This is a genomic window from Opitutia bacterium ISCC 52 (assembly GCA_014529675.2).
Lineage (GTDB): Bacteria > Verrucomicrobiota > Verrucomicrobiia > Opitutales > UBA2995 > UBA2995.
Genome location: CP076040.1, coordinates 146,226 through 163,207 on the forward strand (window position 1 = coordinate 146,226; position 16,982 = coordinate 163,207).

13 protein-coding genes are annotated in these 16,982 nt (G+C 49.1%); 4 read left to right on the forward strand and 9 right to left on the reverse strand.

Features of this window, described 5'->3' with window-relative positions; all coding sequences use genetic code 11:
* The first annotated feature begins 389 nt into the window (after positions 1 to 389).
* Entirely contained in the window at positions 390 to 1,130 is a 741-nt protein-coding gene (locus GA003_00575; protein QXD28512.1) for a lysophospholipid acyltransferase family protein, read from the forward strand.
* Here the strand turns inward: GA003_00575 and GA003_00580 are convergent.
* From GA003_00580 to GA003_00610, 7 genes are all read right to left on the reverse strand, one after another.
* Positions 1,127 to 2,452 carry a DUF1552 domain-containing protein gene (locus GA003_00580; protein ID QXD28513.1) on the reverse strand — a complete coding sequence of 442 codons (1,326 nt, stop codon included), beginning with the start codon at positions 2,450 to 2,452 and terminating at the stop codon, positions 1,127 to 1,129. The genes GA003_00575 and GA003_00580 overlap by 4 nt on opposite strands.
* Positions 2,453 to 2,459: 7 nt before the next feature.
* Positions 2,460 to 4,997, reverse strand: a complete 2,538-nt coding sequence (locus GA003_00585) for a DUF1592 domain-containing protein (GenBank protein QXD28514.1) — start codon at positions 4,995 to 4,997, stop codon at positions 2,460 to 2,462.
* A gap of 100 nt (positions 4,998 to 5,097) precedes the next feature.
* Entirely contained in the window at positions 5,098 to 6,492 is a 1,395-nt protein-coding gene (locus GA003_00590; GenBank protein ID QXD28515.1) for a sulfatase-like hydrolase/transferase, read from the reverse strand.
* A gap of 33 nt (positions 6,493 to 6,525) precedes the next feature.
* Entirely contained in the window at positions 6,526 to 7,803 is a 1,278-nt protein-coding gene (locus GA003_00595) for a sulfatase-like hydrolase/transferase (GenBank protein QXD28516.1), read from the reverse strand.
* A gap of 99 nt (positions 7,804 to 7,902) precedes the next feature.
* The gene (locus GA003_00600) at positions 7,903 to 8,769 is read right to left on the reverse strand and encodes a hypothetical protein (GenBank protein QXD28517.1); all 867 of its coding nucleotides are present in this window, start codon (positions 8,767 to 8,769) and stop codon (positions 7,903 to 7,905) included.
* A gap of 77 nt (positions 8,770 to 8,846) precedes the next feature.
* Positions 8,847 to 9,743, reverse strand: coding sequence for a sugar phosphate isomerase/epimerase (locus GA003_00605; protein ID QXD28518.1), 897 nt, complete (start codon positions 9,741 to 9,743; stop codon positions 8,847 to 8,849).
* 105 nt (positions 9,744 to 9,848) lie between these two features.
* A complete protein-coding gene (locus GA003_00610; protein QXD28519.1) occupies positions 9,849 to 10,451 on the reverse strand; it encodes a hypothetical protein in 603 nt (200 codons plus the stop codon).
* Positions 10,452 to 11,666: 1,215 nt separating this feature from the next.
* On the opposite strand from GA003_00610, the gene GA003_00615 reads away from it, so the two are divergent.
* The 3 genes from GA003_00615 to GA003_00625 all read left to right on the forward strand — a co-directional run bounded on the left by GA003_00615 (position 11,667) and on the right by GA003_00625 (position 13,824).
* Positions 11,667 to 12,014 (forward strand): sulfatase-like hydrolase/transferase, encoded by a 348-nt coding sequence (locus GA003_00615; GenBank protein ID QXD28520.1) that lies wholly within the window; start codon positions 11,667 to 11,669, stop codon positions 12,012 to 12,014.
* Between the two features lie 27 nt (positions 12,015 to 12,041).
* The gene (locus GA003_00620) at positions 12,042 to 12,665 is read left to right on the forward strand and encodes a sulfatase-like hydrolase/transferase (protein ID QXD28521.1); all 624 of its coding nucleotides are present in this window, start codon (positions 12,042 to 12,044) and stop codon (positions 12,663 to 12,665) included.
* 337 nt (positions 12,666 to 13,002) lie between these two features.
* On the forward strand, positions 13,003 to 13,824 hold the full coding sequence (locus tag GA003_00625; protein QXD30303.1) for a PIG-L family deacetylase: 822 nt from the start codon (positions 13,003 to 13,005) through the stop codon (positions 13,822 to 13,824).
* A 46-nt stretch (positions 13,825 to 13,870) separates the two neighbouring features.
* Here GA003_00625 and GA003_00630 read toward each other — a convergent pair whose 3' ends face one another.
* Entirely contained in the window at positions 13,871 to 15,886 is a 2,016-nt protein-coding gene (locus tag GA003_00630) for a sulfatase-like hydrolase/transferase (GenBank protein ID QXD28522.1), read from the reverse strand.
* A gap of 77 nt (positions 15,887 to 15,963) precedes the next feature.
* Positions 15,964 to 16,974 (reverse strand): peptidoglycan DD-metalloendopeptidase family protein, encoded by a 1,011-nt coding sequence (locus GA003_00635; protein QXD28523.1) that lies wholly within the window; start codon positions 16,972 to 16,974, stop codon positions 15,964 to 15,966.
* Positions 16,975 to 16,982: the final 8 nt, after the last annotated feature.

Sequence of the window (16,982 nt, forward strand, 5' to 3'; positions counted from 1 at the left end):
AAAAGGAAGGTCCCGAGAGAACTAAGGCTTAAGTTAGAGAAACGCACAATGATCTGGTATCGCGAAGACAAGAGTTAATTAGCACTGATCTAGTAAGAGTAAGATGGTGTCAAAAGATAGCTTAGGAGAGTAAAGAGATAATATCATATTTTCTCCCTCGTTTGTTCAAAGATAGAATGAAACCAATTGCTTGTTCCTTGACTCAACTGGGTTGTGGAGATTGCGTGGAGTTACACCTCCGAATTGATAGACGGAGAACATTAAAACCTACTTTAAGTTACCGCCTGCCCTGGTGGATCCGTTTGGAGTTAATCAGCTCCAGCCTCTTATAGCAGATCTGTTGGCAAAGGAGCCCGTGAAATTTTTGGATGACGCGGGGAACGCCATTCATGCCAAAGAACTCCGTTACCCGGGGCATCAAACGTTTTGTGATGCTGACGTTTGTCCCATGCATAACTCTTCTATTCATTCGATGCCTTAGCTGGAGTTGGAGAATTGAAGAAACCGGAAGAGAACATCTTGATTCTTCTGTTGCCGCACCGGAGCCTGCCATCGCAGCCTTCTTTCACGGACGAACATTCGTTTTGCTGCGGCATATGACTCTGAAGACGAATGGTAAATGGGTTACCATGTGTTCGAAGAGTCTCGATGGTGAAGCCATGGCTCGAGTGGAAGAGGGACTTGGCCTGGTGGTGGTTCGTGGTTCTTCAGGGCGAGATGGATTGGAAGCGATTCAGGAAATGATTCAGCTGATCAGAAAGACTCCAGGTTACGGTGCCGGATTAGCCATCGACGGATCGCGAGGTCCGCGAGGACATGTGCAGGGCGGAATTGTTCGTATGGCGCGTTGGACCGGAGGTCGAATTCTTCCTATCACTGCCTCGGCAAAACGCGCTATTGTATTTAGACGGAGTTGGGATCGCACACTCCTTCCTTATCCATTTGCCAAAGTTCACATTGCCTATGGGAAGCCTATTGATGTTCCGAGAAAGCTAAATGCAGCGCAGCTGGAAGAGTTGAGGATTCGCGTCGAAGACGATCTTCTGGCGCTTCAGAAGACCGCGGATGCGTTGTCGGGATTTTCGGATTATGAGCCTGTGCAGGAGGTGCTCAATACCTCCGTATCTTAGACAAACAGCTCCTCAATCACTCCATTACTGTCTCCATGAGAATCGGCTTTTATCCCGGAACCTTGGAGCAGACTTAGCCACAAGTTGCATAAGGGTGTCTTGGCATCTTCCATGACCAAGTGACGTCCATGTTTTACTCCAGCTCCACCACCGGTTAGAATGGTTGGGCAGTTTCTCAAATAGTGGATCGATTCGATGTTACTACCATAGCTCAGGGAAATATTATCAAACAAGCTGCTGCCGTCGGACTCTTGGGTCCTTTTCAGTTTATCGATCAAATAAGCGAAAAGCTCGGTTTGTTTCTCGTCGCGCATTTCTGAAACGCCCAGGCGGGAGCCATTGGTGTAGTGACTCATGTTGTGGCCCGTTATGGTGGCTCCAAGACTTCGGATGAAGGTGTCTACTGGTTGGCGATAGCTGATGACTCGAGTCGCATCGACTTGCATAGCGGCGACCATGATGTCGTACATGAGCTTGACCTCTTCGTAGCCTTCGATATCGCCCTGGGGTTCTTCTATCGGATCTTTGGGTTGGACCTTGGGTACATCCAACCACTTCTCCTCCTTGGAAAGGCGAACTTCGATCTCACGAATCGATTGGAAATACTCGTCGAGCTTGTCGTTATCCATCTTGCTCAAGCCATGGTTCATGGTCTTGGCATTTTCCAGCACCGTATCGAGTACACTTCGTTTTTGTCGAAGCATAGCCTGCTGTTCTTCCAGTGGTGTATTGCTGTCAGAAAAGAGCCTGTGGTAAGCAGCCACAGGTGTGTCTAATCCGGCGATTGGCTTGCCCTGGCGGTTCCACGACATCGAGAGCCCGGGGCCATGACCGGAACCTTCTGCATTATCGCAACCCAGTTGGATGGAGGTGAACCGGGTTTCTTTACCCAGTGTTTCTGCAGCCACTTGGTCCACAGAAATGCTGTTGTAGAAACTTTGCCCCGGTTCGGCATAGCGATTGGCTCCCGTGAGGTAGAATGTGCTTCCCCAGTGGGCTTCATTCGAGAATTGATTGGTCAGGTTCTGGATGATGGTGATGTCATCCTTGTGTCGCTCCAGACCTCTCAGGCCGCGCGGTAGAACATAGTCGATTCCCGTTGTATTTAGATCCGGATACCAACTCTCTTTCGTGACCCCCCAGCCAAAACCGAGAAAGACCATCCGCTTGGGAGGAGTGGCTCCGGTTAGCGGTGCAGCATACTCAAAGCGTTTGGCCCCGAATGATTCCATAAAGGGTAGGGCAATGAGTGCTGAACTACTTCGAAGGAAGGCTCTTCGGGTTTGTTTGGGAAACAAGGGAGAGAATTTTGAACCGTTCATGGGTAGGCTATTTTTGTCTAAAGGGTTTAGATTGTACCAGGGCGTGGACGAATGAGCGAGCACCGAAGTTCTCCGACTCGGCTTGGCTGATGATCTCTTCGGCCAAATCATAGTCCGTAAATCCATAGGGACGACCCAGACCGTATTCAATAAGTGCTTCGGTCAAACCGCGGGCGAAATCGCTATGGTATTCGGCGACTTGGTCGCGAAGTCCGTAGTAGTCTTTAAAGGTGTTTTTGTCTGGCAAGGATCCCCTGGGGTCAATCGGGGCCCAGGCATCTTCTACTTTCTTGTTGTGAGACACAATTCGTTCCAGGGTGCGCCACTTGCCGGCGGCATCGAAGTTTTCCAGGCCGTATCCAATAGGATCGATATCTCGGTGGCATTGAGCACACTGAGGCTCCTCCATGTGGGCGACTTGCAGCTCCCGGGCAGGGAGCATCTCGTCGGCCAGTCGGCTGAGTTGGGGGACATTGGCTGGAGCTGGCGGCGGTGAGTCATGGAGGAGTTTTCTCAATACCCAAGCGCCACGCTCTACGGGAGAGGAGCGTTCGCCATCGGATCCCATCGCCAGGACGGCAGCTGTTCCAAGTAGACCTCCTCGAGGTGAACTTGCGGGAACTTTTACTTTGCGAAACTGATGTCCTTCAACTCCTTCGATTCCGTAGTAGCCGGCGAGCAAATCATTGATGACTACAAAATCCGATTTGAGCAGTTTGTTAATGCTGAGATTCTCATCGAACAGGGTTCGAACGGTGTGATAAATTTCGTTGCGAGCAGCACTCTTGGCGCTGTCGTCAAATTCTGGATACCACTCGTAGTTGAACTGGAAAAAGTCGAGTCGGTCCAGGTGGAGCCATTGGCTGGTAAAGCCGCTCATGAATTCCCAGGCCTTGGGGTCTTCGAGCATGCGGTCAGTCTGGCGTTTCAGTTTGGAAGGGTTTTTCAAATGACCCTTCCGGGCCACCTCGTAAAGCTCCGTGTCGGGAGGCCGGCTCCAGAGGAAATAGGAGAGGCGGACCGCCATTTCAAGATCGTTGAGCTCCCGTTTTTGGTCGCCCGGCTGGGGCTCCTTCAAATAGAGAAACGCGGGCGATGCAAGGACTACGGCCAGTGGCTCGATCAGGGCGGTACGGAAGCCATCTCCCGCTTCCCGGCGATCGCGATATAGACTCACCAGTTTGTCGAGAAAGGATGGGGACGGTTCTTGTATGCGAAAGGCCTGGCGGGTGAAACGCTGGATCGCTTTACGAATGTATGCTTCGTTTCGAGGCGCTTCCTTAGCATTTCCGAATATCCAGTTTTGAAACGTTGTCCGTTCTTCAATGTTGATCGGGCCTTCCCATTCCAGCCAGTCAATCCAAAGCGCGGGGTCCTCTAGGGGTACGTCCCGATTGCGAGCCTTCTTTAATATTGCTCGAGCCGCATCGCGATTGTTGTGCTGCCGTTCGCGGACTCCGATCTTTCGGCTGGAAGAGGGCGTGATGGTGATAGGAAACTCGACAATCTGCGGCTGTTCGTAGCTGCCGGAGATTTTACGGTAGTCGAGGACGGCCAGTTCACCTGGCCTCGCACTGTTTTCGACGGTGCCAATTTCGAGGAAGCGTCTATGGCCAGGGGCGGTTTCGAATCCGCCGGCGCGAGCGCGTATGATATATTCACCTGGCGGCGCACTTTTAGGTAAGGTTATGCTATCCGTCATGGCTCCGTTCCAGGTCGCGAAAAACACGGCCCCGGTATCGGTTTCGGGAAGAGTAAGGTAGTGTTCGTAGCCGACCCCATCTCGCTTGTATAGACCCGCTTCAAACTTTACCCGGGCCTCATCGATGAAGCCAAATTCTGTGGGTGACTTTCCGGATTCCTTCCATTGTTCTCCACGAATCTTGCCGTCCAATAGCTTTGCATATCGGTTCTGAACCATCTTGTTGATGGCGTCTTCCGATTGCTGTCGCTTCCGTTGAGGCTCCTCAGTCGCGGGGGCAGTGAGGGCCACGGTCAAAGCTCTTCGCGCAATTTTCAGATACTGCTCGAACTGATCGCTGGAAAAGAAGAGCGAGGCACCCACGGTATCAAAGGATCCGGTACTGGCATCTTTGGGCAGCTCGGCCGCATTGATGGTGACGCCTAAAAGATCTTCAATGGTATTTTCATACTCCCGCCGGTTCAGGCGTCGCATGGCAATGACACCACCCGAATCGCTGAGGATTTTCCGGGCCAGGACCAGTTGCTCTGAGAGGTCGGCTAGAAAGTTTGTCTTCGGTTCAGCCTCAGGCTGATCTTCATCCTCCGGAGGCATTTCTCCGGAATTCATCACATTCAAGGCCTTTTGCCAGAGTTCTGCCGTTTGGAGCGTATCCAGATTAAACGATAGATCCTCAAGGTTTACGCCGCCTTTTTCTTCCACTGAGTCGTGGCATTTGAGGCAATACTCATTCAGAAACTCAAAGTGTTTCTCTGGAAGGATAGCTTCCGGGGCTTCCTTTGAGATCAAACTGGTTCCTGTGCATAGAAAAACCAGGATAGGGATATGACGAAGTAATTTCACTTAGGGTAAAAGAAATTTCGAAGTAGAGGAGGGAGCCTCTGGGAAAAATGGCTTTGCCTCAAGGATTCTTTTTGGAGGGTCGACAGTGGAGAATATCCATCTACATAGAGGGTTTCACGTCTTTTTCCCAATCTGAGTGAAGCTTCTTAAGGTGTGCAACCAGTGCCGGTAGTTCCTTGGCGTGATCTTTCACTTCCGGATTCTTTTCCACCAGGTTGTGGAGGGTGTAACTTCTTTCCTTTGTCCTGCGGTCCATCAGCGAGATAAGTTTCCAATCCCCTTCACGAACGGCCCACTTATCTTGCCAGTCGAAGTAGAGGACCGGGTGTTGGGTGGGTGCGGTAGGGTTATTGATGGCGGACATTACACTGCGTCCATCTAAGGTCACTTCGGGTTCTGGTAAACCAATCAAATCAATGAGTGTAGGCATCCAATCCATAACCGTTACAGCCTGTTCACGAACTTCGCCCTGGGGAAGCACTTTAGGGTAATTGATGATGGCTGGAACGCGAACACCTCCTTCAAGGTAATCGCCTTTATGTCCGATCCACTTGCCGGCATAGCCTCCGCCGCCGTTAGCACTGTAGTAATAACCGAGTGGATGTCCGCTGGTGTGGTTTTCAACAATGACACCTTTATTGTCTTCTTCCGAGTGTCCGTTGTCGCTGCTGAAGATGATGATGGTATCCTCTCGAACACCGGAATCATCCAATTGCTTTAGGATGCGACCTATCTGGCTGTCGACGGTAGCGACTACCCGCGCATAGGAGCGACGGGGCATTTCTAGATCGGAAAATGCGTCTTTGAATTCTTCGGTCGGTTGTTCAGGATAGTGAGGAAGGTTGAAAGCCACCATCATGAAGAAAGTGTCGTCGCTGTTTTCATCGATGTACTCTACCGCTTCATCAATTATCATATCCGGGAAATACTCTCCGCGACGCCAGATCTCTTCATTATCATTATACAAGTCGTGGTAGCCTTTTCCGTGCATGAAGTGGTGGCGGTAGTTTTCAATAAATCCCGATAGGTGGCCAAAGTGATGGTCAAAGCCTTGATCAATTGGGCCGTGCCCAGCCTTGGCTCCCAAGTGCCACTTTCCAAACAATGCAGTTTTGTAACCGGCCTCCTTGAACACTTCCGCTAGCGTGATTTCGGAAGGAAACATGTTTGTCAGATGGGAATCGCTTCCGTTGCGATCTCCCTGCAGCCAGTTCTGCACTCCTCCTCGATTGGGATGGCGACCAGTAAGTAAAGCCGCCCGTGAAGGGCAACAAACCGTATGTGCGTAGGCCTGAGTAAACCGCACACCGGACTCAGCGAGCTTGTCCATGTTGGGTGTGTGCAGGTCCTTTGCTCCGTAGCAGTTTACATCGAGGGTTCCCTGATCGTCGGTAAACAAGATCAGCACGTTGGGCTTATCGGCGGCGTGCGCCGAACAAGATAGAATTGATAGGAGCACTATCAGGGATCGTAGAAGCTGATTCTTTGTCTTCATCTTGGTCTTTATTTAAATCTTAAGTTATTTTTGCTATTGCTGCGCATTTTTGTAATTATCTCCATTTGTCCCAAATGGAACGATTGAATAAGAGGTATCCGTTTGTTTGATACTTATGTAGTCATCGAGCTTGCCTTGCAAAAATGCGCGTATGTTTGCGTGTGAATGACCGTCCTCGACGACTTCCATGCTGTAGCGCGTTTCATTGCTGGTCACCGGGATCTCATAGAACCGCCCGTCTTCATGGAGACGAAAGCGGTCGGTTCGGACGAAGTAGCAGTCGCCCTCAAAGGCCATGTTGAAGAAGTCCCTGTCCTTGCCTGGAATTCCGTAGAAGTTGTGCGAAAGGTCCATGCCATCAACCTCGTGCCCCAGAGTGATGCCGGCGATGGAGGCCATAGTTGGCAGCACGTCCATTAAGGTGAAGAAACTCGTTCGTTTGCCAGCTGGAATATGTTCCGGCCAATGCGCGATGAAGGGCACACGAGTGCCAGCTTCATTCATCGTCATTTTACCGCCACGAAGGTGAAAGTTGCCGAGGCGACTCGTAAGTCCAGGGCTGGTGCCGTTGTCTCCTGTAAAAATAACCAAGGTGTTATCTCTTAGGCCAAGTGCTTCCAGCTTGGCTAACATACGTCCGACAATGCCGTCCATGTAAGTGACCATGTGCCCAGCCTTGCGCTCGTTCGTTCCAAGATCTTCGGGGAAGTTGGATTCTGCCAGGTCTCTAAGGCCAGGTGGGTTTATGAGAGGCCCGTGGATTAGATTCATGGGAAAATAGGCGAGGAAAGGGCTCTCTTTATTTCGTGCAATAAAGTCGAGGAGGAAGTCGGCATAGAGATCGGGACCAAAGACCTCTTTCTCATGAACGACATATTGCCCATTCTCCCATACATGGGGGGCATAGTAGCGGCTAGGTCGTTTGCCGTTCCAGTACTGCACCCACAAGCAATGCTCGTCAAAACCGTGTGAGGTGGGCTGATCCGGGTAGGTTTGAAAATCACCCAAGTGCCACTTGCCCGCGATAGCTGTTTTGTAGCCTGCCTCCTGAAACACTTGCCCAAAGGTTTTAAGGTGTACCGGCAGCCGATTCTTCTTCTCAGGATCATTTGGGCTGTCGAGCCGCTCGAGGAAACCGGTTCGGTTCGGGTATAGTCCGGTTAAAATCATTGCCCGTGTCGGTGTGCATACAGGAGTGGAAAAGGCATTCTCGAAGCGAGCGCCTTCTGCTACTAATCGATCCAGATGAGGGGTCTGGTAAATGGTGTTTCCGTAACAAGCTAAATTCTCCGCCCCCAAGTCGTCTGCCATAATAAGGAGGATGTTCGGTTGCCTAGCGTGAACTGTGGCTAGAAGAACCGAAAAGAAGAGAACGATGAATGGAGCTTTCACGCGGCGTGGTTGCCCTGGCTATTGTTTATCCCGTATGTCGAGGTAACTCAACGGTGGATGCTCACGCTGGGTATCGATGGTTCTAGGCGCATCTGCTGGTATAGCTACAATTCTAGGGAGCACCCGTTCAAGGATTTGCCAGGTTACCGGATTCAAATGCAGGTAAACTTCGCCAAGGCTTTCGAATGTCCAAGGGGCAACTCCCTCTGCCGGATTACTGATTATGTTCATCCATGCATAGTGAATGCCCAGTTGCTTCGCGAAGACAACTTCAGTGGTAAGGTTGTGGGTAATCAAATCTGCACCCTGGCTGCGGTAGGCTTCGATCTCTGCCACGGTTTCGAATCTACCAAATCTTGATTGAAGTAAGCGACCGCCATCGATGACGTTTATGTCCGAAAGCTTGGGGTTGTTTCGGATTACTGTTCGTGTTTCTTCAATGAGGAAAGATCGGAGCGTTTCATCGTAGGGTGGGGTGAAACGACAGAGGGCATGGCTTGGATCTTCCAAATACTCTTCCGGAATGTTAGATACACGGTCTACATTCTTGTCCATGAAATCGACTGGGATCACATAGTCTCTTGTTTTTAGTAGCGGGCTAATTCCTCCAGCTGTAGCGCCACCAATAGCCTCTTTTACTCCCAGGTCGCGCAAGGCTAGCCAGGTCTCAAGCCATTTTCCTTCCCCGTGAAAATGGACATAATAAAACGGAACCTCTCCAGACTCACCATAATAGATCTTGGGCGATGCTCCAGCAGGTGTATCCAGAATAGAATACCCTTTCATTATGTCAGTGCCAAAGAGGTAGTCATTGAGAAAGGTGCCTCCTAGAATGGCGATCTTTGCCGATGGAAGTGATGAGAGTTCGTTTAAATGCGTGTCCATAGTTTAGATGATTACTTCGCGTCCGCGAGGGAGTCAAATCTCTAGAATGCAGCTCCTAGTATTATGAGAATAGCTGCTCAGGACAGTTCAGCCATTACTTTATTAATCAGCCGCTTGGTGGCGTTAATGCCTTTGACTGGATCCATGCCATGCCCTTCGAACTCGATGCCGATGGATCCGCGGAAACCACTTTCTTTGACAATCTTGAGCATGCGGCGAAAGTCGACATTGGTCTCATTACCGTCCGCATCAAAGTCCTTCGCTTTGGCGCATACAATTTTGGCCCAAGGCATCATTTCTTTAACGCCCTTATAGGGGTCGTAATCCTTAAAGTTCTGAAAATCTGGGAGAGTGCCGCAGTTGTCCAAGTCAACCGCTTTCATGACCTCGGCTACCCAATCACCTCGGCTGGAATGCCCGCCGTGGTTTTCGACTACAATATCCAAGCCGCCAAAATCTTTGTCGGATACCGAGCAGAGGGCACGTAGGCCTTCGGTGGCGTACTTCTTCTGTTCTTTTGCATCTCCGTCGGAACGTATGTCTACGCGTATACAGCTTGCACCTAGAATATTGGTTGCTTCAAGCCAGGGACGATAACCTTCAATGGCAGCCGCTCGGATGGATGGATCGGGGGAATCGAGTGCTGGTTCGCTACGGCAGAGAATCATGGTGTTTCGGGCTCCCAGGTCGTCGGTGCGCTTACGAAGCTCTTTGAAATGCGATTTCTTGCCCGCCTTGTCATCCATATGGCCATTGAAATACTCTAGCACTTTAATCCCGGTGCCCTCCACGACTGTCTTGGGGAAATCAAGAAGATCAAGAGTGCCTGCCTTAAGTTGCCTGTTGAAGCTATATTGCTGAACTGCAAGTTCTAGCCAGAGCTTCGATTGGGAAGCTCCCTGAAGTATAGAATTTGAAAAGGGTGCTACTGCCGCGAGGGCAGCAAGTTGTTTGAGTGCTTGGCGTCGTTTCATAGGGTAGAGTTTATTGTTATATTCAAGCTGTCGATCGACAGACTATCAGTTTGTAAACTGAGTGTGCGTACGACACAGGTCAAGGGGACGCTTCCAATCGCTTTTTCAACCTCCATTCGCACACTCCCGGGTCGGCCCACTTGAGGTCAGTATCTCCTTGTTGGCACCTCCTGGAGGAACCATGGGGAAAACGTGTTGTTGAACTTCAATCGGGACATTGATCAAAGCTGGGCCGGATTGAGCGAAAGCCTCTGCTAATGTAGATGCAGGATCGGTACAGGTCCCTATATCGTAAGCTTTCATTTGCAACCCTTCAGCTTTGGTAGGAAAATCAACTGCCCTGTGATACTGTGATGTGGAGATTTGCTTGTTATAAAGCAGATCCTGTTGCTGATGCACCCATCCCAACGAATTGTTGTTCGATAAAATGATCTTTACATTGGCGTCCTCTTCAACGGCCGTGATGAGCTCTTGAATATTCATTAGAAGACTTCCGTCACCGGCAAAGCAGACCACCGTCGCATCTGGTTTTTTCAAGGCAGCTCCAATGGCAGCTGGTAGGCCGAAGCCCATGGTACCCAGTCGCTCCAACAATTGAATGATGTTTTCAGCGCCTGTGTGTTTCATTATGATGTGTGGATGATGTTCAAGTTGGCGCCGATTTGAGTTCGGGAGGTCAGACAATAAAAAACCCCACCGAATTCGCATCGGCGGGGGTTAAGAAATTCTTTTAGAACAACTTACTTCTGCAACGACGCGATCGGTACGACCACGAGTACGAGAGCTACGATCACCGCGAGGGAGAGTGCGGAAACTACGTTCTTATTGTCGGATGCGTTCATTGCGGAATTAAAATTGTGGCCCATCAAAGGCTTAATGACTTGTGTGGGGGCAAGGGGAAAGTTGCAACCACTTACGCTGATGTAAAACACGTAAATAGTTGATAGAAGTGGGGTTCCATTCCGGTCATCTCGACTTCTTAAATGGGAAAAATTCGAATAATCCTCCTGGGTAATGATCTAGGTGGCCTTCGTAGTTAGGAGGCTTAAGGGATGTCCCATCAGTGTTAGGAATCTGATAGTGTTGAATGAAATATATGGGCCACCAAGTTTTGTTCAACAAAGATCATTATGCGTATCCGAAATACAATGACGGAAAGGCGTAACGATTGTTCTCGAACATATCGCAATAAGGTTTATCCGGATTCGGTAAAATCTCGTAAATATACAGGTTGATAGTCTGGGGCACATAAACAGATTGAATACTTCCTTTGGCTTAATCAATTTTTCGGTTTATGAAGTTTTCATCGAGAGTCTTACGCCTAGATTTATTCTGTCTAGCCTTTCTAAGTTTTTTGCCCTGTTAGTTATTCAGAATAACCCGACTGGAAAGGTACAAGCGATTCTCTTTGTATCGTATTTCTCATTTTATTTGGCTTTCCTCCACTTGGTTGCCAATAAATTTCCGCGTTTCGTTTTTGGAATCTGCGCTCTAGGAGTAATCCCCTCTCTTCTGGTTTCCATATACTTTCTTCTGACTGGTGCGGAAATGGACTATCATGTGTTTGCTTCAATTCTTGATACGCATTCAGGCGAACTTGCGGAGTTCCTTAAATCTCCACTCGCATCGAAGATTATACTAGTAGTGGTCTTATTCATAGGAGCATGCTTGTTATTTTTCTTTAAGAGAAAGCGTTTAGTACCTGCGTGGTTAAAAATTAATTACGCAGTACCTTGTTTGTTTTTTTGGGGTCTTGCTGCGAGTTGTTTATTTTTTAATTCTCAACATAATATTGCCAAATTTTACCCTCTCAAAGAGGCCTCTCTATTTTATCGGTATTACGATGAGGTTCACCGTAAGGTTAAGAAATACCAAAAGCTAAGTTACGAGTTTGACGGAGATCTCATAAAAGAAAATAAGGTCTTGGTTATTTTTGCTTTGGGAGAGAGCGCTCGGAAGGACAAACTCGGGCTTTATACATCTGGGGTCGAGACCACACCCTTCTTCGATGAATTTTCACACGAGCATCCGAGCAATTTTGTTTTGTACGAGGATGTGGTAGCCGCTGCTAGCTACACGCGAGTATCCGTTCCTTCGATATTGTCGACTTCTCCCACTCAGAGGGTTGAGGACTTCTCCAGCAAGCCAAGTATATTAAAAGTGATCAAAGCTGCAGGGCGTGAATCGATCTTGATTTCTAATCAAAACCGAAAGGGATTTCACGATAGTTTCATCTCTGCTTATATGGAGGATGCAAAGCGTCTAGTATAATTAACAGAGCTCAAGAAAAGCTATGATATGGATTTGGTTCCCTATTTTGATGAAGAGATTCAGAATCCATCCCAGAACAGTCGTTTAATCATCCTGCATTTTGCAGGTAGCCACTTCAGGTATTCAAGTAGGTATCCAAAATCTGAGGAATTTTTTAAGCCTGATACCCACATGGAAGAGTATTTAAATAGTATCCGTTACACTGACAAAGTCTTGGGTGAGATTGTAACAAGAATGATGAACCTGGGGCATCCAGCGATACTTTTATATATGCCCGATCATGGGGAATATTTAAATGATTATAGAGACGGGTTTTACGATCATGGAACTAGGAATTTCCTAACTCGATTCGAGATAGATGTCCCATTCTTTGTCGTATTCAATAATGCCTACGCGGAAAAGTATCCGGATGAAGTATCTCGATTAAGTTCACGAGCATTGATTCCCATCTCACATGACAACCTTAGTCACACCATATTGGGTGCTATGGGAATCTATGGCTCAAACTATGATGCTCAATATGATCTTACTGCCGAAGGGTTCAATCAGATGCCTAGATACATTGTCGAACGGTCAAATAAAGTCGCCCTGTTAGAAGAGGTGGAATTTAATGAGGAAAAGTTCGATGGTATCGTAATCCAGGAGGACTGACTTAGATCAAGAGCACCGTGGTAAGTTGTTCGGGTTTACTATTTGACCTGAAAAATGGTTCCTTGCCAGCTATGAAGTTTCATCTTGTCCCATGCTTGGAGTGGATACAGGTTGTAGAAATCTTAGGGTCCTTTTAATTTTATTACATTGGTGCGACGCCTATTTCTGGTGAAAGCATCTGAAGTAAGCTGGGACGAGGCTCTGCACTTTACGAATCTTATACTTTGCCTGCCGGCAAGGTAGTTTTGAAAAGTTGCTCCTATTAAGGGTGAAAGGTTAATTAATAATAAGCAGTCGATAATTCTGGAATAAAGGAACTCTGGTGGGCAGATTCTTGGTGACTATGAATACAACCAGAATTCTGGCGCTTGGCGCCCACCCTGATGATTGCGATGAAAAAGCCGGTGGATCTGCAGCCTTGTGGGCGCAGGCGGGCTGTGCCGTAAAGTTTGCATCAGTCACCAATGGGGAAGGGGGGCACCATGAAATGTCGGGCGAACCACTCGTTGAGCGGAGGCGTGCGGAAGCAAAAGCCGCAGGGCAAGTTGCCGGGATCGAATATGAAGTAATGGACAACCCAGATGGTCAATTGATGCCGGGCCTTGAAGAGCGGAATTCGCTCATGAGTTTGATCCGTGAGTTCGCTCCTGATTTGATTTTAACTCACCGACCCAACGACTACCACCCAGACCACCGGTATACGTCGCAGCTGGTTCAGGACTGTTCTTTCTTAGTGGGTGTGCCAAATATTTGTCCCGATGTTCCACCACTGCGAAAAATGCCAGTCATTGCTTATATGTCAGATGACTTCCAGAAGCCCATCCCTTTCAAGCCCGATGTGGCAGTGGATATCGATGCGGTGGTGGAAACGAAAGTGCAAATGCTGCACTGCCATGAATCGCAGGTCTATGAGTGGCTGCCTTGGGTTGGGCAGCTTAAGGGTGGCATGCCCGACGATCCTGAAGAGCGGTTGGCAAAGCTTCGGGAGTTTGCTCTCATCTTCAGTCAAGTGGGGGAGGAGGAACGCGATTGCCTGGTTAAGTTCTACGGTGAAGGCCATGGGAAGGCCGTTCAATACGCAGAGTCCTTTGAGGGCTGTGAATACGGCTCACCCTTGGATGCTGATGCGATTAAACGACTGTTTCCTTTCTTACCCTAAAAGCGTTGCTTGGAGGCAAGTTGCCCGAAGAGCGTTGGCACTTCGTTTACTTCGAATAAGAAAAGGATAACTTGGCTTCCCGGTCAGAGCCTCGCAGGTAGGTCAAGGTGTAAGGATGAACTCCTTGTTCTAAAAGGGCCTTTCCTTGAGTTGCTCGTTTGCCATCGATGACGGATTCGTTGTCGACCAACACGGCATCGTGAAGACGGAGGATTGCGCCTCCGTCCGAGTCTACTTTGAAAAGGTAGTCTCCCGGTGATTCAATGGTTAGCAGGCCTTTGAATTCGGCAGCTCCTCCTGCTTCAATATCCAATTTGGAGACATCTACTTTTGTTGAGGTGCCGCTTTCTACTTCTTCGAGGCCAAAGGTTTGAGGCACCCAACTAAAGGGGCCTTGATAGACTTTCCATCCCACACGCTGAGGATTGCGATCTGTCTCGATTCCGGGAATGGGAGCATCATCATAGGGGCGAGGAGCACTTTCGTTCGGCCTGCGGATTTGCAGTACCCGGTCCTTCATGCGTTGTTGAAGCTTGGTGAAATAATCATTGGTGCCGGAGAGGTCCATGCTTTCGCGAAGATCATTGTCTACATCGAAGATCAAAAAGTCGTCATCGTGCTCCTGAATGCCCGTGCGTATGCCCTTGTATCCATCTACGAATACAACCTGCATTTGCTGGCGGATCCGGGCCTGATGGTGGAGGTCGAATTCTGCATAAGCGGGTGTGTTGCGGGTGTTGACATACTCGACGTAAATAGTGCTTTCACGAGCGTGACCTTGTCCAGTTAAGTAGGGTAGAAGGGAAACCCCATCGGAGATGGCAGGGGCTACTAATCCAGCTACTGAGCTTAGGGTAGGTAGCCAGTCGTGAAACTGAGATGGAGTTGAGTTGATCGATTGTGCTGGAATGCTGCCGGGCCAGCGAGCCAAGGTCGGCATGCGTATCCCTCCTTCCAATACATCACGTTTAATTCCGTGGAAGGGTCCAAACGAGTCGAACGAGCTGGCATTGTATGTGAGCCCCTCGATGTAGCTTTCCCGGTGCGGACCATTGTCGCTGGTAAAGACAACCATTGTCTCGCGGTCGATTTCCAGATCTTTCAATGTTTGAATAACATCAGCTATTGAGGAGTCGATCCGCCGAACCATGGTGGCAAAGCGTTGTTCCTGCTCCGTCCAATCCGTGTTGGCATAGTCCGGATGAATCCAAGAGTCGATTTCGCCTTCCGCTGTATTGATCATCTGACCGGCTTCGCCAAGCCATTGTACTCCACCGTTGATGCCTCCACCTTTGGGATAAGGTGTCGAAGGAACGTGTAAGGCCGCGTGTGGAGTACTGTGAGACAGATACAAAAAGAACGGTTGTTCTGGATTCACTCGTTGGTGATCAACCATCCATTTCTTGGCAAAGGCGGTAAACAGATCTGTAGTGTAGGAGCCTGCCAATTCATCATCCAGACGGTACTCATTGTGGAATACCGGTTTCCCAGTGCGGTGTAGCTCGGAATCGCCACGAGGATAATCATTGCCAGGATATTGGGTGTGCCCGTCCCGGTGTTTAACATAACCGAAAAACTCATCGAAACCGCGTAAGGTAGGATAGGCTACCCACTGATCCATGTCGTATAGTTCTCGGTCACCACCGGGGAGTCCATATTTACCAACCATGGCTGTCCTGTAGCCCGCTTGTTTGAGCACGGTACCAAGGTTGTGAGAGTCGGCTAAGGCTTTGTCGAATTGGTTATCCCGAATCGGTTCATGTCCCTGATGTCGTCCGGAGAGAAGGGATGCACGAGAAGGAGCGCAGACCGGAGCGGCGCAATAGTGCTGGCGTAGTTGCATGCCTTCGGCTGCAAACTGATCGAGGTTCGGTGTGGCATGCTTCCGGCCTTGCTTTCGTTGATTTTGATAGAATACGCCCAGATCTCCCCAGCCGAGATCATCGACCAGGATGAAAATGATATTGGGTTGATGATGCTCCGCCTGGATTGCAATGGGGCTGAATACCGATGAGAGGAGAAGGCAGAAAACCAAAAGGCTTCTTAAATGAGAATTATTCATAGAGTAAAATCTTGGATAGAGAAACTGATTTAAAGTGGCATTTTCAGAATGCCAATCAAATAAGCCAGCTACTCAATTCATTCCACATGGACGGCCAATCGGCCGATAGCGCTTTCTCCTCGGTTATTGGTTCGTTCTACTCCTACAATATACGTACTTGCCTTTTCAAAACGATGTTCGGTCACGGCGTATCCATTTTTTGCGAGTTTCCGGATGTTGCCATCGGAGTGCACTGTCACCGGATCAGATCCGTCGTTGAAATCCCAGGTTTCATAGCCGTCCGTAGTGTTAAAGGTGCGCACTTTGAATGTGACTTTATCACCTGCATGAATATCTGTAGTTGGATAATAAACGGGGTGGATAGATGGAGCTCGCTCGTCGGGTCTATCGGGATCACTCACTTGGACCACGGCAAAGTCGTATGCCACATTTCCCAACGAGTCTTCGATGCGCAAAGTCTCAGTATACATGCCTGGTTTGTTGTAAGTTCGATTCGATTTTGGACCGACAGCTTCACTTCCATCGGTAATTATCCACTTATAGGAAGAGATACTGTCAGAGGCACTCCATGACTTGGATCCATCGAGCACGGCTGTTTCACCCACTGCCTTGAAGCGGTGTGGACGAGCCACTGCGAGGAGTGCTGGATTGTGCTTATGCACGTAGGCCTCCCAGACAAAGCCGTAGACATCTTGAGTTCCCCAATCACCGGATGGCTGGCGACTATAGATACCAAAATGCAAGTGAGACCAGCCACCGCTGCCGCCTTCTTTCCCCAGAATTCCGATGTTTTGTCCCATCTGAACGCGTGTGCCAATCTTGATGGATTCATCAATACTGAAGAGATGACTGTAACGGTAGTACCATCCGCGATCATCCAATATGTAAACCACATCGTAGCGTTCGCTCACCGGCGAATCTTCATGCCCAGCCAAGACGTCCTTACCACTTGAAACGACCAGCCCATCGGTTGCGGCTACGACTTCGACCATTCCTTCAGCTCCGCCAAAATCCAGATCGTTGTGGTAGTAGATCGCTTTGCGTTTTGGGTCTTCACCGCCATCCACATAGGTGGGTTCATTCGACATTTGGGTGT